This window comes from Streptomyces sp. NBC_00086 (assembly GCF_026343255.1).
In the GTDB taxonomy this organism is placed as follows: Bacteria; Actinomycetota; Actinomycetes; order Streptomycetales; family Streptomycetaceae; genus Streptomyces.
Genome location: NZ_JAPELZ010000001.1, coordinates 4,912,994 through 4,933,040, shown reverse-complemented (window position 1 = coordinate 4,933,040; position 20,047 = coordinate 4,912,994). Strand labels below are relative to the sequence as shown.

Annotated in this window: 18 protein-coding genes and 1 tRNA gene; 5 read left to right on the top strand and 14 right to left on the bottom strand. The window is 72.1% G+C overall.

The window, feature by feature from the left end; translation table 11 throughout:
- Positions 1-106 precede the first annotated feature (106 nt).
- Positions 107-697: a TetR/AcrR family transcriptional regulator gene (locus OG276_RS22280; protein ID WP_266908050.1), complete on the bottom strand. Its 591-nt coding sequence runs from the start codon at positions 695-697 to the stop codon at positions 107-109.
- A gap of 210 nt (positions 698-907) precedes the next feature.
- Between OG276_RS22280 and OG276_RS22275 the strand changes: the two genes are divergently transcribed.
- Complete coding sequence (locus OG276_RS22275; protein WP_266908048.1) at positions 908-4,204, top strand: S41 family peptidase; 3,297 nt, start codon at positions 908-910, stop codon at positions 4,202-4,204.
- Between the two features lie 111 nt (positions 4,205-4,315).
- Here OG276_RS22275 and OG276_RS22270 read toward each other — a convergent pair whose 3' ends face one another.
- The 4 genes from OG276_RS22270 to OG276_RS22255 all read right to left on the bottom strand — a co-directional run bounded on the left by OG276_RS22270 (position 4,316) and on the right by OG276_RS22255 (position 8,021).
- Positions 4,316-4,474: a hypothetical protein gene (locus OG276_RS22270; RefSeq protein WP_266908046.1), complete on the bottom strand. Its 159-nt coding sequence runs from the start codon at positions 4,472-4,474 to the stop codon at positions 4,316-4,318.
- 78 nt (positions 4,475-4,552) lie between these two features.
- Positions 4,553-5,437, bottom strand: a complete 885-nt coding sequence (locus OG276_RS22265; RefSeq protein WP_266908044.1) for an SDR family oxidoreductase — start codon at positions 5,435-5,437, stop codon at positions 4,553-4,555.
- Complete coding sequence (locus OG276_RS22260; RefSeq protein WP_266908042.1) at positions 5,434-6,456, bottom strand: alpha/beta fold hydrolase; 1,023 nt, start codon at positions 6,454-6,456, stop codon at positions 5,434-5,436. Before OG276_RS22260 ends, OG276_RS22265 begins: the two co-directional genes overlap by 4 nt.
- A complete protein-coding gene (locus OG276_RS22255) occupies positions 6,453-8,021 on the bottom strand; it encodes an NAD(P)/FAD-dependent oxidoreductase (protein ID WP_266908040.1) in 1,569 nt (522 codons plus the stop codon). The genes OG276_RS22260 and OG276_RS22255 overlap by 4 nt, the downstream gene beginning before the upstream one ends.
- Before the next feature lie 145 nt (positions 8,022-8,166).
- On the opposite strand from OG276_RS22255, the gene OG276_RS22250 reads away from it, so the two are divergent.
- Complete coding sequence (locus OG276_RS22250) at positions 8,167-8,889, top strand: MerR family transcriptional regulator (RefSeq protein ID WP_266908038.1); 723 nt, start codon at positions 8,167-8,169, stop codon at positions 8,887-8,889.
- On the opposite strand, the gene OG276_RS22245 is transcribed toward OG276_RS22250, so the two are convergent.
- Entirely contained in the window at positions 8,871-9,674 is an 804-nt protein-coding gene (locus OG276_RS22245; protein WP_266908036.1) for an exodeoxyribonuclease III, read from the bottom strand. The genes OG276_RS22250 and OG276_RS22245 overlap by 19 nt on opposite strands.
- Before the next feature lie 38 nt (positions 9,675-9,712).
- On the opposite strand from OG276_RS22245, the gene OG276_RS22240 reads away from it, so the two are divergent.
- Together OG276_RS22240 and OG276_RS22235 are read left to right on the top strand one after the other, a co-directional pair.
- Positions 9,713-10,216 carry a GNAT family N-acetyltransferase gene (locus OG276_RS22240; RefSeq protein ID WP_266908034.1) on the top strand — a complete coding sequence of 168 codons (504 nt, stop codon included), beginning with the start codon at positions 9,713-9,715 and terminating at the stop codon, positions 10,214-10,216.
- A 162-nt stretch (positions 10,217-10,378) separates the two neighbouring features.
- Positions 10,379-10,930 carry a TIGR04222 domain-containing membrane protein gene (locus tag OG276_RS22235; RefSeq protein WP_266908032.1) on the top strand — a complete coding sequence of 184 codons (552 nt, stop codon included), beginning with the start codon at positions 10,379-10,381 and terminating at the stop codon, positions 10,928-10,930.
- A gap of 84 nt (positions 10,931-11,014) precedes the next feature.
- Here OG276_RS22235 and OG276_RS22230 read toward each other — a convergent pair.
- The 7 genes from OG276_RS22230 to galU all read right to left on the bottom strand — a co-directional run bounded on the left by OG276_RS22230 (position 11,015) and on the right by galU (position 16,402).
- Positions 11,015-11,088, bottom strand: a tRNA-Ala gene (locus OG276_RS22230).
- Between the two features lie 78 nt (positions 11,089-11,166).
- The gene (gene glpR / locus OG276_RS22225) at positions 11,167-12,192 is read right to left on the bottom strand and encodes a gephyrin-like molybdotransferase receptor GlpR (protein ID WP_266908030.1); all 1,026 of its coding nucleotides are present in this window, start codon (positions 12,190-12,192) and stop codon (positions 11,167-11,169) included.
- Between the two features lie 157 nt (positions 12,193-12,349).
- Positions 12,350-12,970: a GNAT family N-acetyltransferase gene (locus tag OG276_RS22220; protein WP_266908028.1), complete on the bottom strand. Its 621-nt coding sequence runs from the start codon at positions 12,968-12,970 to the stop codon at positions 12,350-12,352.
- Between the two features lie 17 nt (positions 12,971-12,987).
- Positions 12,988-13,512, bottom strand: coding sequence for a molybdenum cofactor biosynthesis protein B (locus OG276_RS22215; RefSeq protein ID WP_266913002.1), 525 nt, complete (start codon positions 13,510-13,512; stop codon positions 12,988-12,990).
- A 62-nt stretch (positions 13,513-13,574) separates the two neighbouring features.
- Positions 13,575-14,078, bottom strand: coding sequence for a cyclic pyranopterin monophosphate synthase MoaC (gene moaC / locus OG276_RS22210; RefSeq protein ID WP_266908026.1), 504 nt, complete (start codon positions 14,076-14,078; stop codon positions 13,575-13,577).
- 73 nt (positions 14,079-14,151) lie between these two features.
- The gene (glp, locus tag OG276_RS22205; RefSeq protein ID WP_266908024.1) at positions 14,152-15,495 is read right to left on the bottom strand and encodes a gephyrin-like molybdotransferase Glp; all 1,344 of its coding nucleotides are present in this window, start codon (positions 15,493-15,495) and stop codon (positions 14,152-14,154) included.
- Between the two features lie 4 nt (positions 15,496-15,499).
- The gene (gene galU / locus OG276_RS22200; protein WP_266908022.1) at positions 15,500-16,402 is read right to left on the bottom strand and encodes a UTP--glucose-1-phosphate uridylyltransferase GalU; all 903 of its coding nucleotides are present in this window, start codon (positions 16,400-16,402) and stop codon (positions 15,500-15,502) included.
- 92 nt (positions 16,403-16,494) lie between these two features.
- Here galU and OG276_RS22195 point away from each other — a divergent pair, with 92 nt between their 5' ends.
- The gene (locus OG276_RS22195; RefSeq protein WP_266908020.1) at positions 16,495-17,106 is read left to right on the top strand and encodes a 5-formyltetrahydrofolate cyclo-ligase; all 612 of its coding nucleotides are present in this window, start codon (positions 16,495-16,497) and stop codon (positions 17,104-17,106) included.
- A 16-nt stretch (positions 17,107-17,122) separates the two neighbouring features.
- Here OG276_RS22195 and OG276_RS22190 read toward each other — a convergent pair whose 3' ends face one another.
- Positions 17,123-19,966, bottom strand: a complete 2,844-nt coding sequence (locus tag OG276_RS22190; RefSeq protein ID WP_266908018.1) for a penicillin acylase family protein — start codon at positions 19,964-19,966, stop codon at positions 17,123-17,125.
- Positions 19,967-20,047: the final 81 nt, after the last annotated feature.

Here is a 20,047-nt window from a genome sequence, read left to right as displayed (position 1 = left end):
GGCATGGAATGCCGTTCCGACGACGAGAGCGGCGTGTCAGGAGAGGCAGGAATCGAGCGCGGGGACAGCGCGTGCGGGCGGCTGCCGGGTGAGCAGCCGGGCGGGATCAGACGCCGAGGGCGGGGAAGACCACGGCGTCGATGAAGTCACCGAGGAAGGTCCGGTCGACGGACCGGTCCTCGATGAGCGGGAGGGCGATGAACGCCCCGATGAGCATGTGCGGGACGAAGGCCAGGGCCGGACAGTCCGGGGCGATCTCGCCTCGGTCCACCGCCCTTCGCAGCATCTCCTGCAGACCGTTGATCTCCGGATCGACCAGCAGGTCCCGCAGCGCCTTGTGGAGCTCGGGGCTCTCGTGCACCGCGTGGGTCAGGCCCCGCATCAGCGCGGTGTCCTTCGCCATCTGGGCGTCGTCGGAGTTCTCGATCATGACCCCGAAGTCCCCGCGGATGCTGCCCGTGTCGATCTCCCGGAGGGAGACCGGCTGGGTGCAGCGCAGGGCCTTCGCGACCAGCTCGGGCTTGCTCCCCCACTGGCGGTAGAGGGTGGCCTTGCTGGACTTCGTACGGGCGGCGACGGCGTCCATGGTCAACGCCTCGTAGCCGACCTCGCGCAGGAGGTCGAGGACCGCCCCGTGGAGTTCGGCTTCCCGCTCGGGGGTGATCCGGCTTCGACGCGACATGACCTCTTCGACCATCTCGGCATCTCCTCCCGACCTTGCCCAACCGAACGAAACCGTTTCGTACGGATAGACCATACCCCGCCCACTCAACGAAACGAAACCGTTCCGTTTCGCTCGGGGAGTGGTGTCGGTCACGCGGCGAGCATCGGCCGCCGCCCCCGCGGGAAGCCCCATGGATCACCTGTACGAGTTGCCAGCCCCCCTCCGCGCGGAAAGCATTGGGGGGTGAGTCACGACGCGGCGTACCTCCGGTTCCCCCATCTCCACGACGATCTGCTGTGCTTCGCCACCGAGGACGACCTCTGGGTGGCGCCCCTGGTTCCTCCCGGAGAGCCCGCCGGCCGGGCCTGGCGGATCACCGTCGACCGGACCCGGGTGGGCCACCCCCGGTTCTCCCCCGACGGCAAGCACATCGCCTTCACCACCTGGCGCAGCCTCGACCCCGAGATCCACCTCGCCCCCGTCTCGGGCGGCCCGGCGCGCCGCCTCAGCTACTGGGGCGCCACCGACACCCGGGTCTGCGGCTGGACCCCGCCCGACAAGGACGGCCGCAGCGACATCCTGGCCGTCTCCTCGCACGGCCAGCCCTTCTCGTACTTCGCCTGGGCGTACACCCTCCCCACCGACGGCAGCCCCGGCGGCCGGCTCCCCTGGGGGCCCGTCTCCGACATCGCCGTCCACGACGAGGCCCCCGAAGGGGAGGAGCCCGGCGAGCGGCGCACCCTGCTGCTGACCGGCAAGCCCCCGCACGAGCCCGCCGCGTGGAAGCGCTACCGCGGCGGCGCCACCGGCCGGCTGTGGCTGCACGGCGAGCGGCTGCTGGAGGGCGTCGAAGGCCACCTGGACTCGCCGATGTTCGTGGGCGGCCGGATCGCCTTCCTCTCCGACCACGAGGGCATCGGCAACGTCTACTCCTGCCTGCCCGACGGCACGGACCTGCGCCGGCACACCGACCACGAGGAGTTCTACGCCCGGCACGCCTCCAGCGACGGCTCCCGGATCGTCTACCAGTGCGCCGGCGACCTGTGGATCGTCGAGTCGCTCGCCCTGGGCGCCTCCCCGCGCAAGCTGGAGGTCCGCCTCGGCGGCCCCCGCGCGGGCCGCCGCACCTACCAGGTCCCGGCCGCCAGCCACGTCGACTCCCTCTCCGTCGACGCCACCGGGCGGGCCAGCGCCGTCGTCGTGCGCGGCAGCCTGTACTGGCTCACGCACCGCGACGGGCCCGCCCGCACCATCGCCGACACCCCGGGCGTACGGGTCCGCCTGCCCGAGATGCTCGGCAGCGGCGGGCAGGTGGCGTACGTGACCGACGCCGAGGGCGAGGACGCGATCGAGATCGCCTACCTCCCCCGCGCCTCGGGCGACCGCGAGCCGCGCCGGCTCGCCTCGGGCGCGCTGGGCCGCGTACTGGAGCTGCTCTCCGATCCGGACGGGGAGCGGCTCGCGATCGCCTCCAACGACGGGCGGCTGCTCCTGATCGACGCGACCGAGGAGTCCAACGGCGAGGCCAGCGAGCTGATCCGCTCGGAGAACGGCCCCGTCACCGACCTCGCCTTCTCCCCCGACGGCTGCTGGCTGACCTGGTCGCACCCGGGCATCGGCCGCTCGCTGCGCCAGATCAAGATGGCCAAGATCGCCGGACCCGGCTCCCCCACGATCGTGGACGTCACCAACGGCCGCTTCGAGGACGAGAACCCCGTCTTCACCCGGGACGGGCGCTACCTCGCCTTCCTGTCCTGGCGCGGTTTCGACCCCGTCTACGACGTCCACACCGGCGACCTGTCCTTCCCGCTGGGCTGCCGCCCGTACCTGGTGCCGCTGTCCTCGGCCACCCCCTCTCCCTTCGCCTTCTCCCCCGACGGGCGCCCGGCGGCGGGCGGACTCGACCCGGTCGAGGGGGACTCGGAGTCCGGCGACGGAGCGGTCACTATGGAGGTGGAGGGCCTGGAGAGCCGGGTGACGCCCTTCCCGGTGTCGGCCTCCAAGTACTCGGCCCTGTACCCGGTGCACGGCGGCGGGCTGGTGTGGCTGCGCTGGCCGATCTCGGGCGCGCTCGGCGAGACCTTCGCCAACCCGGCCGACGTCAGCGGCAAGCCGACGCTGGAGTACTTCGACCTCACCAAGGCCCGCAAGACGGAGTTGGCGTCCGGACTGGACTGGTTCGCGGTCAGCGGCGACGGCACCCGGCTCGTGGTCAACGAGGACGGCGACCTGCGGGCCGTCCCGGCGACCGAGTCGGGCGACAGCGACTCCACCGTCTACCTGGACCTGCGGCGCATCCTGCACGAGGTGGACCCGGCGGCCGAATGGCGTCAGGCCTACGAGGAGGCGGGGCGGCTGATCCGCGCCTACTTCTGGGAGCCGGAGATGTGCGGCATCGACTGGGACGGGGTGCTGCGCCAGTACCGCTTCCTGGTCGAACGGGTCGCCTCCCCCGACGAGTTCGCCGACCTGATGCGCGAGGTCCTCGGCGAGCTCGGCACCTCGCACGCGTACGTGTCCCCGGCCCGCCGCAACGAAGGACCCCCGCACTACCAGCGGGCCATCGGCCTTCTCGGAGCCAACCTCTTCCCCCGCGACGGGTCCTGGGTCGTCGGCCGGATCCTGCCCGGCGAGTCCTCCGACTCCAAGGCCCGCTCCCCGCTCGCGGGCACCGGCATCCGCGAGGGCGCGGTCCTCACCCACGTGGACGGCCGGCCGGTGGACCCGGTCACCGGGCCGTACCCGCTGCTTTCGGCGGCCGGCGGCACCACCGTGGAGCTCACCTTCGAGCCCGCCGAGGGACAGGGCCGCTCGCGCCGGGTCGCGATCGTCCCGCTGATCGACGAGCGGCCGCTGCGCTACCAGGACTGGGTGGCCAAACGCCGCGCGGTGGTCCAGGAGATCAGCGGCGGAAAGTGCGGCTACCTCCACATCCCCGACATGGGCGGCTCGGGCTGGGCGCAGTTCAACCGCGACCTGCGCGCCGAGATGGCGAAGCCGGCCCTGCTCGTGGACGTGCGCGGCAACGCCGGCGGGCACATCAGCGAGCTGGTGGTGGAGAAGCTGACCCGCTCCATCCTCGGCTGGGACCTGACCCGCAACGCGCAGCCCGTCTCCTACGCCTCCAACGCACCCCGGGGCCCGATCGTGGCCCTGGCCGACGAGGCGACCTCCTCCGACGGGGACATGATCACGGCCGCCTTCAAGCTGCTGGGGCTCGGCCCGGTCGTCGGCCAGCGCACCTGGGGCGGGGTGGTCGGCATGACCGGCCGGCACACCCTCGGCGACGGCACGGTGATCACGGTGCCGATGAACGCGGCCTGGTTCCCCGAGTACGGCTGGTCCGTGGAGAACCACGGCGTGGAGCCCGACCTGCCGATCCTGCGCACCCCCCTCGACTGGGCGGAGGGACGGCACGCGCAGCTCGACGACGCGGTGCACCTGGCACTGGAGCTGCTGGAGCAGGACCCGGCGGCGGTGCCGCCCGGCTACACGGACGTACCGGACCGGCGCCGGCCGAAGCTGCCGCCGCGGGGGTGAGCGGGCGGGGCGGGCCGGCCGGCCCGCCGTACCTGCCGTAGGACATGCGAAAGGGGTGCGACCCGGGAACGGCGGGTCGCACCCCTCGGTGCGTTTCTCAGGGACTGCTGCTTACTTGTCGAAATTCTCGTCGAACGTGTCGCGGGCCTTGTCCTTGGCCTGGTCGACGGCCTGCGAGGCGCGCTCGGACACCTCGTCCTGCTTGCCGGAGGCCTTCGCCTTCTCCGCGAGTTCCTTCGCCTTGTCCTGGAACTGGTCCCTGATGCCCATGTGTCCTCACTCCTGTAGCGGTGTTCGGTAAGGGGAACCCGACCAGTCTCACTCAGGCGGACATTCCTCGCATTACGGTCAGCGGCTCGGGCTGCGTTCCTGCTCGTCCGCGGCCCCGCCGGCCCCCACAAGCCCCTTGGAAACACTGGCCAGTCGCGGCTCGAAGCGCTTCATCTCGCGCTGTCCGACTGTCGAGATGACCGCGGGCAGGTACCCGCGGATCCCCTGCATGCCCCGCAGCCACCACTGCGCGTACACGTGCGCCGAGCGCCGCTCGATGCCCGCCACGATCCGGTCGACGGCCGGCCCCAGCGGGTAGGTCCGGTTCGACGGCCACGGCAGCCGCTGGCGCAGTTCGCGCATGACCTCGTCCTGGTCGGCGCCGCGCACCATGTCGGTGTCGGTCCAGGACAGGTAGCCGACGCCGACCTTGACCCCCTTGTAGCCGACCTCGGCGCTCAGGCAGTGCGCGAAGGCCTCGACCCCGGACTTGGAGGCGCAGTAGGCGGTCATCATCGGCGCCGGGGTGATCGCCGCGAGGGAGGCGATCTGCAGGAAGTAGCCGCGGCTCTCCATCAGTACGGGCAGGAAGGCGCGGGCGGTGACGGCGCCGCCGATGAGGTTGACCTCGATGACCCGGCGCCAGGCGTCGGGGTCGGAGTCCACGAAGGGCCCGCCGGAGGCGACGCCGGCGTTGGCGACGACGATGTCCACCTTGCCGAAGCGCTGCTTGACCTCCTGCGCGACCCGGGCCATGGCCTCGTGGTCGGTGACGTCGGCGTACCAGTGGTCGCTGTCGGTGTGCAGCCGCTCGGAGACCTCCTTGAGCGCCTCGGGCTCCAGGCCCACGAGGGCCACCTTCGCGCCGCGTGCGGACAGCTTGCGGGCGAGCAGTTCGCCGACCCCGCGCGCGGCCCCCGTGACGACGGCGACCTGGCCTTCCAGACTCCTGCGAGCGCTCACGGCGTCTTCTCCTTGGCGGGCTTGTGGTTCGGGGCCTTCGGGGACTTCGAGGACTTCGGGGAGTTCTGCGCGGGGACGGCAGGGGCGGCGGGCGCAGCAGGGGCCGCGTCCGCGGCGAGGTACACCTCGGCCAGCTCGCGCACGGCGGCGGTGACGGCCTCCGGGGCCTCGATCGGGCTCATGTGCCCCACCCCGGTCAGTTCGGTGAGCCCCACGCAGTTCGGCAGCGCGGCCGCAAGCCCCCGGGCGTGCACGATCGGGGTCAGCCGGTCGCTCTTGCCGCCGATCACGGCGGCGGGCACGGTGAGCGCGGCCAGTTGCGCGTCGAGGTCCAGGGAGGCCAGCACCCCGGACCAGGCGTGCCGCACCGCGGTGGGGCACGCGTGGACGATCCGCGCGCAGGCCTCGACCTTGTCGGGCGCGGAGCCGGGGCCCATCGTGGCGTACTTGAGGACCTTGCGGGCGACGGCCGTGACGGGCCCGAGCGGGGCCCGCGACCCCAGGACGGCCCCGGTGATACGGGTCCTCGCGCGGCCGGCGCGCCACGGCAGGACCTGCGACTCCTCGACCAGCCGGCCGCTGCCGGTGCTGCACAGCAGTACGGCCGCGGCGTGCTCGGCGAACTCCGGCCTGGCCGCGGCGGCCATGATCGTCATCCCGCCCATGGAGTGGCCCGCGATGACGGCCTTCTCGCCGGGGGCGAGGGTGGCTCCCAGGACGGCGACCAGGTCGTCGGCGAGTGCGGAGGTGCCGTAGCCGGAGACGGAACCGGCCGGGCTGCGGCCGTGGCCCCGCTGGTCGTAGGCGATGACCCGGTGCTCGGTGGACAGGGCCCGTACCTGCGCGGCCCAGAAGGCGGTGGAACAGGTCCAGCCGTGCGCGAGCACGACGGCCGGGGCTCCGTCCTCGCCGTGCACCTCGACGTGCAGGCGCGAACCGTCGGCGGAGGTGGCGACCAGCTCCCGGCGGGCGGCCGGCGGGGCGTAGGGTCCCGCGGTGACGTGCATCAGGCGGCTCACGCGGCCCCCTCCTGCACCGCTTCGGCCGCACGGGCCACCGGGACCCGTTCGCGCTCGCGGACCCGTACGACCTCGTACTCGCCCAGGTCCACGCGCAGGGTCTCCTTGCGGAACTCCCCGGTGGTTCCCGGCCAGACCGTGGTGTTGCGGCCCTGCGCGTCCAGGTACCAGCTGGTGCAGCCGCCGGTGTTCCACACGGTCCGCTCCATGCGGGTCTGGACCTGCCGGTTCCACACGTTGACCGCGGACGGCCGCGCCGCGAGGGCGACCTTCCCGCCCGGACCGCTTCCACCGAGGACGGCGAGCTGGCGCATGTAGTCCGCCATGTAGTTCAGCTGCGATTCGATCATCAGGATCATCGAGCTGTTCCCGAGCCCGGTGTTCGGCCCGATGATCGTCATCCAGTTCGGGAAGCCCGCCGCGGTGGCCCCGCGCAGGGACTGCATCCCGTCCTTCCAGACCTCGGCGAGGGTCTTGCCGTCCACGCCCACCACCCGGTCGGCGATCGGCATGTCCGTGACGTGGAAGCCGGTGCCGAAGACGATCGCGTCGACCTCGGTCTCGGTCCCGTCGGCCGCGACCAGCACCGAGCCCCGGATCTCCTTCAGCCCGGAGGCCACGAGGTCCACGTTGGGCCGGGCGAGCGCCGGGTAGTACTCGCTCGACAGCAGGATCCGCTTGCAGCCGATGCGGTACGAGGGCGTCAGCTTGGCCCGCAGCGCCGGGTCCTTGATCGAGCGCGCCATGTTCGCCTTGGCGAGGGACTCGACCAGCCCGAGCTGGTTGGGGCGCTTGGTGAAGGCGCTGACCTGGAGTTCCCGTATCCCCCACAGCAGCCCGCGGCGGGCCGCCCGGGTGAAGGGGAGCTGGCGGTGCAGCCAGCGCTCCACGGAGGTGATCGCCCGGTCGGTGCGCGGCATCACCCACGGCGGGGTGCGCTGGAAGAGGGTGAGCCGCTCCACCTCGGGCGCGATGGCGGGCACGATCTGGATGGCGGAGGCGCCCGTACCGATCATGGCGACGCGCTTGCCGCGCAGGTCGTAGTCGTGGTCCCAGCGGGCCGAGTGGAAGACCTTGCCGGGGAAGCCGGCCAGTCCGGGTATCTCCGGCATCTTCGGGTCCGACAGCGGCCCGGTGGCGGAGACGACCACGTCGGCGGTGAAGTCCCCGCCCGAGGTCTCTATCTCCCACCGCATCCCGTCCGCGTCCCACCGCATCATCAGGACCTCGTGGTTCAGCCGGATGTGACGGCGCAGCCCGAAGGTGTCGGCCACGTGCTCCAGGTACTCCCGGATCGCGGGCTGGCCGGAGAAGGTGCGCGGCCAGTCGGGATTGGGGGCGAAGGAGAACGAATACAGGTGGGAGGGCACGTCGCAGGCGCACCCGGGGTAGTTGTTGTCCCGCCAGGTACCGCCGACGGAGTCCGCGCGCTCCAGCACGACGAAGTCCGTGATCCCCTCGCGCCGCAGCCGCACCGCGGCGCCCAGCCCGCCGAACCCGGACCCGATCACCGCCACGCGTACGTGCTCGCGTTCCCGCTCGCGCCCGTCCATGCCACCGCCCATGCCAGCCACCTTCGGATGCCGATGCCAACGCCCATTCAGATGCTGCCAGCAATCACTGGCACAATCGGGAGAGTAGAGCAGCCTCGTACTCATGGGTAGGGGTCGCGCCGGGAAAGTTACCGGGAGTACGCCCTAGGCTGCCCACGTGCCTGACAACGCAGCGCGAATCACGGGAGCAGGGACCACAGTGCGCGAATACCGCACGGAAGAGCTGGCCGAGGCCGCCGGCATACCCGTACGCACCCTGCGCTTCTACCGTGAGCGCAAGCTCCTGCCGCCGCCACGCCGCGAGGGCCGCATCGCCTGGTACGACGACCAGCACCTTTCCCGGCTGCGCACCATCGCCGCCCTGCTGGACCGCGGCCACACCCTCGGCGGGATAGCCGAGCTGACCGTCGCCTTCGAAAACGGCCGCGACGTGGGCCAGCTGGGTGAGCTGCTGGGCATCGGCTGGTCCGAGGAGACCCCGGTCCGCCTGACGCCCGAGGCCCTCGCCGACTACTTCGAGGGCGAGGTCACCCCGGAGAACCTGGCGGCCTCGCTCGACCTCGGCTACCTCGCCACCGACGGCGAGGAGATCGTCCACGTCAGCCGCCGGCTCCTGGACGTCTCCTCGGCCCTGGTCCGGGAGGGCGTACCGCTCTCGGCCGTTCTGGAGGCGGGCCGCCTGGTCCGCGAGCACACGGACGCGATGGCGGCCCTGTTCACGGACCTGATCTCCACGCACATCTCGGAGGAAGCGGTCCCGCGCCTGCGCCCCCTGGCCAAGAGCGTGGTCGAGGCGGAACTCACGATGTCCATGGACCGCCTCCGCCCGCCGGCGGCGGGCCCCGCCCTGCCCTCGTCCCCTCAGACGCCGAGCTCGTAGACCACGGTCACGGGCGCGTGGTCGGACCACCGCTCGGGGTGCGTCTCGGCCCGCTCCACGAACGCCTTGACGGCCTTGGCGGCCAGCCCCGGCGTCGCCACCTGCAGATCGATGCGCCAGCCGGCGTCGTTGTCGAAGGCCCGCCCCCGGTAGGACCACCAGGAGTACGGCCCCTCGGTGTCCGGGTGCAGGCTCCGCACCACGTCCACGTACCCGGCGGTGTCGTACACCTGCCCGAGCCACTCCCGCTCCTCGGGCAGGAAGCCGGCGTTCTTCCGGTTGGTCTTCCAGTTCTTCAGGTCGGCTTCCTGGTGGCAGATGTTCCAGTCACCGCAGACGACGACCTCCCGGCCGTCCGCGGCGGCCCGCACCTTGAGCTCCTGCAGGTAGGTGAGGAACTCGCCCATGAACCGGTACTTCTCGTCCTGCTTCTCGGTCCCGGCCTCCCCGGAGGGCAGGTAGAGGCTGGCGACGGTCACACCCGGCAGGTCGATCTCCAGGTACCGCCCGCTGTCGTCGAACTCCTCGCTCCCGAATCCGACCTGCACCCGCTCCGGCTCCCGCCGCGTGTAGAGCGCGACCCCGGCCCGCCCCTTGGCGGCGGCCGGCGCGAACACGGTGTGCCACCCCTCGGGCGCCCGCACCTCGTCCGGAATCTGCCCCTCCTCGGCCCGCACTTCCTGCAGGCAGACGACGTCGGCGTCGGACCCGGCGAGCCACGGGGAGAACCCCTTCTTGGCGGCGGCGCGGATCCCATTCACATTCACGGAGGTCACAGAGAACATCCCTGCACGATAGCCGGAGCGTTCCGTAGGCTGTTCGGATGTCTCAGGAGATCCAGCTCCGCGCCGTGTCGTACGACGACCCGGACGCGGTCAAGCTCAACGACCAAGTGCAGATCGAATACCAGGAGCGCTACGAGGGCGAGGGCGACGAAACCTTCCTCGACCCGGCGATGTTCGCCCCGCCGAGGGGCCTCTACCTCCTCGCCTACGACGCTTCGGGCACCCCGATCGCCAGCGGCGGCTGGCGCGGCCACGAGGCGAACGACGAGGGCTACGCCGACGGCGACGCCGAGCTGAAGCGCATGTACGTGGTCCCCGAGGCCCGCGGCCTGGGCCTGGCCCGCCGCATCCTCGCCGCCCTCGAAGCGGACGCCCGCGCGGCCGGCCGCGTGCGCATGGCCCTGGAAACCGGCGACCAGCAGCCGGAGGCCATCGCCCTCTACCTCTCCGAGGGCTACACCCTGACGGACGCCAAGTTCGGGCACTACCGCTTCCACGACTCCAGCCGCTGCATGACGAAGCCCCTGAACCCGGAAGCCTGATCCGGATCCCCCCGGCCCGGACCCCTCGGGTCGGCCCCCCGGCCCGGCCCGCTCGGCCCGGAACCTCAGATCTGCCTCTGAACTCCCCACCACCACGGTCCATCCGCCGGGCACCGCGCCCACACTGGGCCGAGGACGTCACCATGACCCAACGGGGGGCCCATGCGCACGGATCCGAGCGTCTACGAACTGGCCCACCTGGCCGGCGGACCCCAACGCGTCGCCGAAACCGCGCTGATCGCCCTGCGCGACCTCGGCGCGCTGACCATCACCGGCCCCCGCGTCCGCGCGACCGCGCCCGCACCGCCCGCCCGTCACCCGGTCGAAGCGGTGCTCACGGCGTTCTGCTCGCGCGGGCGCGGCGTCCCTGCCGCGATCGCGGCCGTGCGCGGGGCCCCGGAGACCGCGGAGATCGGGCGCCGGCTCCGCGCCCTCGGTCTCCTCACCCGCTTCCGCCACCGCCCCACCCGCGCCGGCCGCCTGCTGCTCGCCGAGGCCAAGTCGGCGGCCGCGCACCCCGCGTACGTCCTCCAGGGCCCCTCCGCCATCGAGGACCGGCTGCTGCGGGGCCTGATCACCGGCACCCGCACCCCGACGGTCCTGGACCGCCTCAGGCCCCGCCCCCCGGCCCTGGACCGCGACGGCAGCGGAAGCTGCGGCAGCGGTGGCGACTTCAGCGGCTTCGGCGGCGGCGGCTCCGGAAGCGATTCCTGACCCGAACGCAAAAAATCCCGCCCGGTCTTCCGACCGGACGGGATCTCATGACGTTCCCGGGAGCAACCCGTGAACTGTCGTTTGTGGACCTGTGGGGATTTGAACCCCAGACCCCCTCGATGCGAACGAGGTGCGCTACCAGACTGCGCCACAGGCCCTTGCGACGTGTGAAACATTAGCATCCCCTCGCGGGTGCTCCAAAACCGGTATCGGGGAGCGTCCGCGCAGGTCATCGATCACTCGTTCGCGGCGCGCGGGCGCTCGTCGCCCTCGTACTGGTCGAAGAGGGGGGTACGGGCCGCGTCGCGCGGACGGTGCCGCGGCGACGGGGTCGACGGGGGCGCCGGCTGGGCGCGCAGGCGGGGTTCGGTCGGCTCGGCCGTGCTGGAGCGGGCCGCGCTCCAGGGGTCCGGGGTGGCCGGACCGGTGGCGCGCGGGGCGACCGGGGCCGTCACGTACGTCGGCAGCGGCACCGGGACGGGCTCCCAGCTGTCACCGCGGGCGGGGCCGCGCTCGCGCTCGCGCTGCTGGTCCACCCACTCCGCGTGGTCGGTCTGCTCGACCAGGGCGCGCCGGCCGGCCTCCTGCGGGGAGACGGGTGGCGCGGGGTCCGGGTCGGAGCCGGCCGCGGCGGCATCTTCGGAGTGGCGGCGGCGCGGGCGGTTCTCGCGCAGGTGGCGGGCGGCCGCCTCGGCGCGCCGCCGGTCCATCGTGAACTCGTAGCGGCGTCGCTCCTGGACCCGCAGGTGCACGATGTACGTGCTCAGCAGCAGGGCGGGCACGGCCGGGGCCCACAGGTACTGGAGTCCGCCGACGGCGGCGGACACCGCGCCGAGGGTGAAGATCAGGAAGAGCAGCGCGGTGGTGCGCCGGCGGCGGGCCAGGACGACCAGGCGCTGCTCGCGGCGGGCCCGCTCCGCGCGGTCGGCCCGCTCGGAGGCGGCCGATCTCGGCTCGGACCGGGTCGGCGGGGGCACGACGACCGCCCGGGCGTCGGCGGCGTCCACGGGTTTCACCGTTTCCGTCGCGGCGTCCGGGTCCGCGGGGGGCTGGGGCTGCGCCTCCTCGTCACCGCGCTCACGCAGTCCCTTGGCGTAACGGCGCTCCATTCCCGCCCGGCCGGAAAGCAGCCGGATGGCGGTGGAGAAGCGTTCCGTCGGACGGGCTTCGTTCAGCTCGTCCTGCCTCCGGAGCCACATGGGCACCAAGTAGGCGGCCCAGGCCCCGACAATGACTGCGTAGATGAGGCCGCTGCTGCTCACACCCCACACCGTAGAGGGGCGCGGCCGGGCGGATCCGCCAATTGGGACGGCGTGTCGCACGATCTCGCTGATATCACGGACTTTTTTTGTGATTCTTCGGATCAGGTTATGGGCGAATCGGTCATTGAGCGAAGGAATTCGAACAGATATCGGATTCCTATTGTCCGGGCGGCGTGTCGGGACCGTGCGGATGACGTTCGCGGTGCCAGCGGTGCAACAGCCCCTCGCGCACTTCCTCCGTAGTCAGCGCGTACACGAGGTGATCGCGCCAGGCCCCGTCGATGTGCAGGTACCGCGGGCGCAGTCCCTCCTCGCGGAAGCCGAGCTTCTCCACCACCCGCCGGCTCGGACCGTTCTCCGGCCGGATGCACACCTCGATCCGGTGCAGCCCGACCTTGGCGAAGCAGTGGTCCACCGCCAGCGCGACCGCCGTCGGCATCACGCCGCGGCCCGCCACGTCCCGGTCCACCCAGTAGCCGACGTGGCCCGCGCACATCGAGCCCCAGGTGATCCCGGCGACCGTCAGCTGGCCCACCAGGCGGCCCTGGTACTCGATGACGAACGGCAGCATGCGCCCCGCGTTCGCCTCCGCCCGCAGGTGGCGCACCATCTGGCGGTACGTCGGCCGCTGGATCACCGGCCCCCAGGGCGCGGGCGGCGGAATGGTCGCCTCCCACGGCCGGAGCCAGTCGCGGTTGCGGCGGTTGACCTCGCGCCAGGCGGCCTGGTCCCGCAGCCTTATCGGCCGGAGCGTGACATCGCCGTCCGCCAGCACCACCGGCCAGGTGGGGCCGTTCAGCTCGCGCTCCCCGGCGGTCTGCCCTCGGGACGAGGGTGGTCGCCGCCGCGGATCTGGTCGACGGCGTGCAGCAGGACCCGGGACAGGACCGCGATCCCGTCGCGGACCCCGCCCGTGGAACCGGGCAGGTTCACGATCAGGGTGTGTCCGGCGACGCCCGCCAGGCCCCGGGACAGGGCCGCGGTGGGCACCTTCGCCAGGGACTCGGCCCGGATGGCCTGCGGGATGCCCGGGATCTCGTAGTCCAGTACCCGGGCGGTGGCGTCGGGGGTCCGGTCGGTCGGCGAGATGCCGGTGCCGCCGGTGGTCAGGATGACGTCGTACCCGGCGGCCACGCCCTCGCGCAGGGCCGCCTCCACGGGGTCGCCGTCGGGGACCACGCGCGGGCCGTCCACCGCGAAGCCGAGCGCGCGCAGGCCCTCGGCGAGCACCGGGCCGCCCTTGTCCGCGTACACGCCCTGCGAGGCACGGTTCGAGGCCGTGACCACCAGTGCGCGCGGCACGGGGGCTCCCGCCGTCACCGGGTCCGCCTCCCGGGCAGGGGCGTGGGCGTGGCTGTGGACCTCGCCGCCGCGCGGGGCGTTCACGAGCGCGCCCAGTCGCCGGACTTGCCGCCCGTCTTCTCCTCGACCCGCACGTCGGTGATGACCGCGCCCTTGTCGACGGCCTTGACCATGTCGATGACGGTGAGCCCGGCGACCGCGACGGCGGTCAGCGCCTCCATCTCGACGCCCGTACGGTCGGCGGTCTTGACGGTGGCGAGGATCTCGACGGCGTCGTCGGTGACCTTCAGGTCCACCTTCACCCCGGAGACGGCCAGCGGGTGGCACAGCGGGATCAGGTCGGGGGTCTTCTTCGCCCCCATGATCCCGGCGATCCGCGCGGTGGCGAGGGCGTCGCCCTTGGGCACGCCCTCGCCCCGCAGCAGTTCGATGACCCGGGGAGAGACGAGCACGCGGCCGCTGGCCCGCGCCGTCCGGGTGGTGACGTCCTTCGCCGAGACGTCGACCATCCGGGCCGCGCCGGCCTCGTCGATGTGCGTCAGCCTGGTGCCGGCGGGGCCGCCGGCGCTGCTCTGCGTACTCATATCTGCGTGCCGCTCCCGTCCGGGCCCCGCAAGGGCCTGTGTGGTGCAACACGCTACCCGCATCCGCCGGACCTCAGCCGAGCAGGACCACTTCCAGCTCGGCCCCGGGCTCCACCGAGGTGACGTCCTCCGGTACGACCATCAGCGAGTCGGCGTGCGCCAGCGCGGCGATCAGGTGCGAGCCCGCTCCGCCGACCGGGCTGACCGTGCCGGACTCCGCGTCGTACTTGCCGCGCAGGAACTGCCGGCGACCCGCCGGGGAGCCGATCGCCTTGTCCGCCTCGAGCACCGCGCGCACGCTCGGGCGGCTGACCTCGGAGGCGGGCAGGCCCATGAGGGCTCGGATCGCGGGGCGCACGAACAGCTCGAAGGAGACGTAGGAGGAGACCGGGTTTCCGGGCAGGGCCAGCAGCGGGGTGTGGTCGGGGCCGATGGTGCCGAAGCCCTGGGGCTTGCCGGGCTGCATGGCGAGCTTGCGGAAGTCGATGCCGGCGCCGTCGACCTCGTCATCGCCCGTGGAGACGGCCGTGAGGGCCTCCTTGACCACGTCGTACGCGCCGACGCTGACCCCTCCGGTGGTGACCAGCAGGTCGGCCCGGATGAGTTGGTCCTCGATGGTGGAGCGCAGGGTGTCGGCGTCGTCGGCGACGGCTCCGACCCGGTAGGCGATGGCCCCGGCGTCCCGCGCCGCGGCGGCCAGGGCGAAGCTGTTGGAGTCGTAGATCGTGCCGGCCGTGAGGGCCTCGCCGGGCTGGACCAGTTCACTGCCGGTGGACAGGACGACCACGCGCGGGCGCGGACGCACCCGTACGGTGCCCCGCCCGATGGCGGCCAGCAGGGCGATCTGCGGCGGCCCGAGGACGGTGCCCGCGGCGAGCGCGAGGTCACCGGCCTGTACGTCGCTGCCGCGGGCGCGGACGTGCGCGCGTGCCTCGGCGGGCCGGTGGACCCGTACCTCGCCGGCGGCGCCCTCGGGCGACTCGCTGGCGGGGGTCATTCCGGTGGCGGCGCCGCCGCCCGTGCCGCCGTCGGTCCACTCGACCGGTACGACGGCTTCCGCGCCGGGGGGCAGCGGGGCGCCGGTCATGATGCGGGCGGCCTGGCCGGGGCCCACGGTCGGCAGCTCGCCGTCGCCGGCCGCCACGTCCCCGATGACCGTCAGCACCGCGGGGAACTCCTCGCTGGCGCCCTGGACATCGGCGGTCCGGACGGCGTACCCGTCCATCGAGCTGTTGTCGAAGGGCGGCAGGGCGACGGGCACGGTGACGTCCTCGACGAGGACGCAGCCCTGGGCGTCCAGCAGCTGGAGCTCGATGGGCTCCAGCGGCCGGACCGTACCGAGGACGTCCGCCAGGTGCTCGTCCACCGACCAGAGGCGCTGGGAGTGGCCGTCCTGCGGTGCGTCGGGCTTGCTCAAGTTCCTACATCTCCTCCGTGACGTAATGGTGAAGCCAGGTGCGGAACTCCGGGCCCAGGTCCTCACGCTCGCACGCGAGTCGGACGATGGCCCGCAGGTAGTCCCCGCGGTCCCCGGTGTCGTAGCGGCGGCCCCGGAAGACCACGCCGTGCACCGGGCCCCCGACGGTCTCGTCGGCGGCCAGCTTCTGCAGGGCGTCGGTCAGCTGGATCTCACCGCCGCGGCCCGGCTCGGTCTCACGCAGTATGCCGAAGATCGCCGGATCGAGGACGTATCGTCCGATGACCGCGTAATTGCTGGGCGCGTCCGCGGCGTCCGGCTTCTCCACCAGACCGGTGATGCGGACCACGTCCGACTCGTCGGTGGGCTCGACGGCGGCGCAGCCGTACAGGTGCACCTGGGAGGGGTCGACCTCCATCAGCGCGACGACGGTGCCGCCGGACCTCTGCTGGATCTCCGTCATCCGGCGCAGCAGCGGATCGCGGGGGTCGATGAGGTCGTCGCCGAGGAGGACGGCGAAGGGTTCGTCGCCCACGTGCGGCTCGGCGCACAGCACGGCGTGGCCGAGGCCCCGGGGGTCGCCCTGGCGGACGTAGTGCATGGTCGCCAGGTCGCTGGATTCCTGGACCTTCTTGAGCTTGTCGTCGTCGCCCTTGGCGATGAGCGCCGACTCCAGCTCGTAGTTGCGGTCGAAGTGGTCTTCGAGAGCACGCTTGTTACGGCCCGTGATCATGAGAATGTCGTCGAGGCCGGCCGAGACCGCCTCCTCGACGACGTACTGGATGGCCGGCTTGTCCACCACAGGGAGCATTTCCTTGGGCGTCGCCTTGGTAGCGGGAAGGAACCGAGTGCCGAGGCCCGCGGCCGGGATGACAGCCTTTTTGATCACGGGGTGCAACTGAGTCATGGGCGGAACGATAGTGGTTCGCGATGAGGGCCACGTGAGATTCAGATGAACATGATCAGGTTTACCCCCATAGAAAGGGATACGAGCCAACCGTGACAGAGAACCAGCCGTCGACGGCCAAGGCGGACCTGCGCCGCGAACTCCTCGCGGCCCGCCGCACCCTGTCCGCCGACACCCTGCGCACCGCGGCCCGAGCCCTCTCCCGCTCCGCCCTGGAACTGCCCGAACTCGCCGCCGCCCGCACCGTGGCCGCCTACGTCTCCATCGGCTCCGAACCCGGCACCCGCGAGCTGCTCGACGCCCTCCGGGCGGCAGGCATCCGCGTGCTGCTGCCCGTCCTGCTGCCCGACAACGACCTCGACTGGGCCGCGTACGAAGGCCCCTGGAGCCTGGCCGAGGCCGCGCACCCGGGGAAGATGCGGCTCCTGGAGCCCACCGGTCCCCGCCTCGGCCCGGACGCGGTGACCGGCGCCGACGCCGTACTGCTGCCCGGACTGGCCGTGGACCGGCGGGGGATGCGGCTCGGCCGGGGCGGAGGCTCGTACGACCGGGTGCTGGAGCGGCTGGAGCGCGCCGGGGCGCATCCCGCGCTGGTCGTGCTGCTCTACGACGACGAGGTGGTCGCGCGGGTCCCGGAGGAACCGCACGACCACCCCGTACGAGCGGTGGCCACCCCGTCGGGGGTGCTCCGCTTCGGCGCCTAGCCGGCCTGGACCCGGCTCACGAACCCTCGGGCTGGAGGGTCAGGGTGTCGACCGTGGCCTTGCCCACGGCGTCCTTCCCGAAGGGCCAGTCCAGCAGTTCGCCGTCGGCCCACAGCTTCGTCTGGTCCGTGTAGTGGTCGTGGTACGCGTGCCCCGAGGCGCCCGTCAGGTTGATCCAGCGGGACTTGTCGAAGTCGGCGAGGTTCACGACCATCCGCATCGAGGGCACCCAGGTGACCCCGTACCCGCTGGAGGCGTTCCAGCCGGTCGCGTTGACGGTGGCCTCGCCGCCGCCCAGGTTCCAGGGGCCGCGGTTGAGGAGCCACTGGAGGTAGCCGGGGCCCTCGGTGCCGATCGTCTGGTTCTTCAGCATCAGCTGGTGCATCCGGCCCCAGCTCCAGGTCGACTGGTCCTTGCCGAGCTTGGCGGTCAGCTCCCAGCGGGCGTCCTTCATGGCCCGCGCGAAGAGCTGGTCGCGGTTGGTGGTGGCGGCCACGGTGCGGCCCACGGCGGGCGACTTCCACCACTGCGAGTCCTCGTCCTTGACCAGGCGGCGCACCACCTCGAACCAGCGGTCCCCGCCGTCCGGCTGCGCCGAGTCGGAGGCGCGCTCACCGCATTCGCGGACCATCTTGGCGAGGTCGTCGGCCGGTCCGGTGGTCTGCTCGGGGACGTTCATGCAACTGCCCTCGACCCGCAGCTCCTTGGGCATCTTGTCGCCGAAGGCCAGCTTGAGGATGTTGCGCCAGACCGCGTTGAAGTACGCGGCGGCCGCCGAGTCGGGCTCCTGGGTGTAGTTCCAGCCCTCCAGCAGCTTCTGCGCGGAGCGGACGTCGGGGTCCGAGACGTTGATCTTGGCCAGCATCGGGGTCAGCAGCGCGGCGATCTCGCTGCTGTTGTCCATCTGCATGGTGCGCATGTCGTCGGTGGAGATCTTCCCGCTGTCCTTGATCTTCGCCTCGATGAGGTCGTTGATCCGCTGACTGCGGGCGCCGTAGCCCCAGTCGGTGGTCAGCAGGTACGGGTACTTGCCCGCGCCGGTGCCGCTCTCGGTGACGGCCTGGTTGGCGGTCACGATGAAGCCGCGGTCGGGGTTGTACACCCACGGCATCTCGTCCTGCGGGACGTAGCCGGCGCTGCCGTCCTTGCCGCCCTTCCAGGCGTACTTGGAGTCCCAGCCCGGGGTCGGCATCCTGCCGTCCGCGCCGGCGCCGCGGATCGGGATGCGGCCGGGGGCCTGGTAGCCGATGTTGCCCGTGGCCCCCTTGTTGTCCGCGTAGATCAGGTTCTGCGAGGGGACCTCGAAGTCGCGGGCCGCCGCACGGAACTCCTGGAAGTTCTTGGCCCGGTTGATCGAGAAGACGGCGTCCATCGACTTGCCGGGGTCCAGCGCGGTCCACCGCAGGGAGACCCCGTAGCCGTTGCCGCGGTCCGGGGCGGCGCTGCTCACGGGGGCGCGGGCGCCGACCGTGGAGATCTCGTCGCTGCGGTCGGAGATCAGCGGGCCGTTGTTGGTGGACCGGACGGTGATCTTCTTCTCACCGCCGCCGGCGATCTTGATGACCTCTTCGCGGGTGGCGAAGGGGAGCACCTTGTTGTCGTAGACGTAGCCCTCGGGCTTGACCTGCTCCAGGAAGAGGTCGGTCACGTCGGCGCCGAGGTTGGTCATGCCCCAGGCGATGTCGGCGTTGTGGCCGATGATCACGCCCGGCATGCCGGAGAAGGTGTAGCCGGCCACGTCGTACTTGCACGAGGCCGAGGCCGCCCGGCAGTGCAGGCCCATCTGGTACCAGACCGAGGGCAGCTGCGGCGAGAGGTGCGGGTCGTTCGCGAGCAGCGGCTTGCCGGTGGTCGTGTACCTGCCCGCCACGACCCAGGAGTTCGAGCCGATGCCGCTGCCGGCGGGGCCGAGGATCGCGGGGATCGTGTCGAGGGTGTCGGCCAGCGCGCTCAGCGAGGTGCGCAGGCCCACGGTGGCGCCCTGGGCGGTGGCGTTGCCGGCCAGGCCGGTCTCGCCGGCGGTCTGGGTGGAGACCTGGGAGCCGGTGGTGCTTCCGCGCCCGCCGGAGCTCACGGGGCTGCCGGAGCCGGGACCGGCCGCGGGGGCGTACTTCCCGCCCTTGACGGTGCCGCCCTCGACGATCGGACGGTTCCGGTCGAAGGGGTACGGCGGGTAGAGCTCGTCGATCTGCGCCTGCGAGAGCTTGCCCGTCATCAGCGCGCGGTCGATCTCGTCCTGCATGTTGCCGCGCAGGTCCCAGGCCATCGCCTTGAGCCAGGCCACCGAGTCGACCGGGGTCCACTGCTCGGGCGCGTAGGCGTCGCTGAGCTTGAGGGCGGCGTGCTCGACGGAGAGGTCCTTGCCGGACTTCCCCTTCAGGTACGCGTTGACCCCGTCGGCGTAGGCCTGGAGGTACTTCTTCGTTTCGGGCGCCAGCTTGGTGTCGTACTCCTGCTGCGCGACCTGGCGCCAGCCGAGCGTGCGCAGGAAGGCGTCCGTCTCGACCTGGCCGGCGCCGAACATCTCGGAGAGCCGCCCGGAGGTCATGTGGCGGCGTACGTCCATCTCCCAGAACCGGTCCTGCGCGTGGACGAAGCCCTGCGCGCGGAAGAGGTCCTCGTCGGAGTCGGCGTACAGCTGGGGGATTCCGTTGGCGTCGCGCTTGACGTCGACGGTCCCGGTCAGGCCGGGCACCTTGAGGGAGCCGGTGGTCTGCGGGAACGAGGCCCGCACGCTGTCCACGCTCCAGTACGCCCCGTACCCGAGGCCAGCGAAGAGCGCCAGTACCAGGACGAGCACGATCAGACGGGCGCGTCGTCCCTTCTTCTTGACGGAAGGGGCGGTTTCGTTGGCGGGCATCGCTGTCCTTAGAGGGGCAGGGTGGTCCTGGGAGTGCTGGGAGCAACCATAGGCGCAGGACCGCCCGGGGTGATCCGCCAG

What these genes read in the sequence shown, in the direction of transcription:
- OG276_RS22280 (WP_266908050.1), bottom strand. Translation starts at nt 697, where the DNA reads ATGGTCGAAGAGGTCATGTCGCGTCGAAGCCGGATCACCCCCGAGCGG.
- OG276_RS22270 (WP_266908046.1), bottom strand. Translation starts at nt 4,474, where the DNA reads ATGGGCATCAGGGACCAGTTCCAGGACAAGGCGAAGGAACTCGCGGAG.
- OG276_RS22255 (WP_266908040.1), bottom strand. Translation starts at nt 8,021, where the DNA reads ATGGGCGGTGGCATGGACGGGCGCGAGCGGGAACGCGAGCACGTACGC.
- OG276_RS22245 (WP_266908036.1), bottom strand. Translation starts at nt 9,674, where the DNA reads ATGTTCTCTGTGACCTCCGTGAATGTGAATGGGATCCGCGCCGCCGCC.
- OG276_RS22240 (WP_266908034.1), top strand. Translation starts at nt 9,713, where the DNA reads ATGTCTCAGGAGATCCAGCTCCGCGCCGTGTCGTACGACGACCCGGAC.
- OG276_RS22235 (WP_266908032.1), top strand. Translation starts at nt 10,379, where the DNA reads ATGCGCACGGATCCGAGCGTCTACGAACTGGCCCACCTGGCCGGCGGA.
- moaC (WP_266908026.1), bottom strand. Translation starts at nt 14,078, where the DNA reads ATGAGTACGCAGAGCAGCGCCGGCGGCCCCGCCGGCACCAGGCTGACG.
- galU (WP_266908022.1), bottom strand. Translation starts at nt 16,402, where the DNA reads ATGACTCAGTTGCACCCCGTGATCAAAAAGGCTGTCATCCCGGCCGCG.
- OG276_RS22190 (WP_266908018.1), bottom strand. Translation starts at nt 19,966, where the DNA reads ATGCCCGCCAACGAAACCGCCCCTTCCGTCAAGAAGAAGGGACGACGC.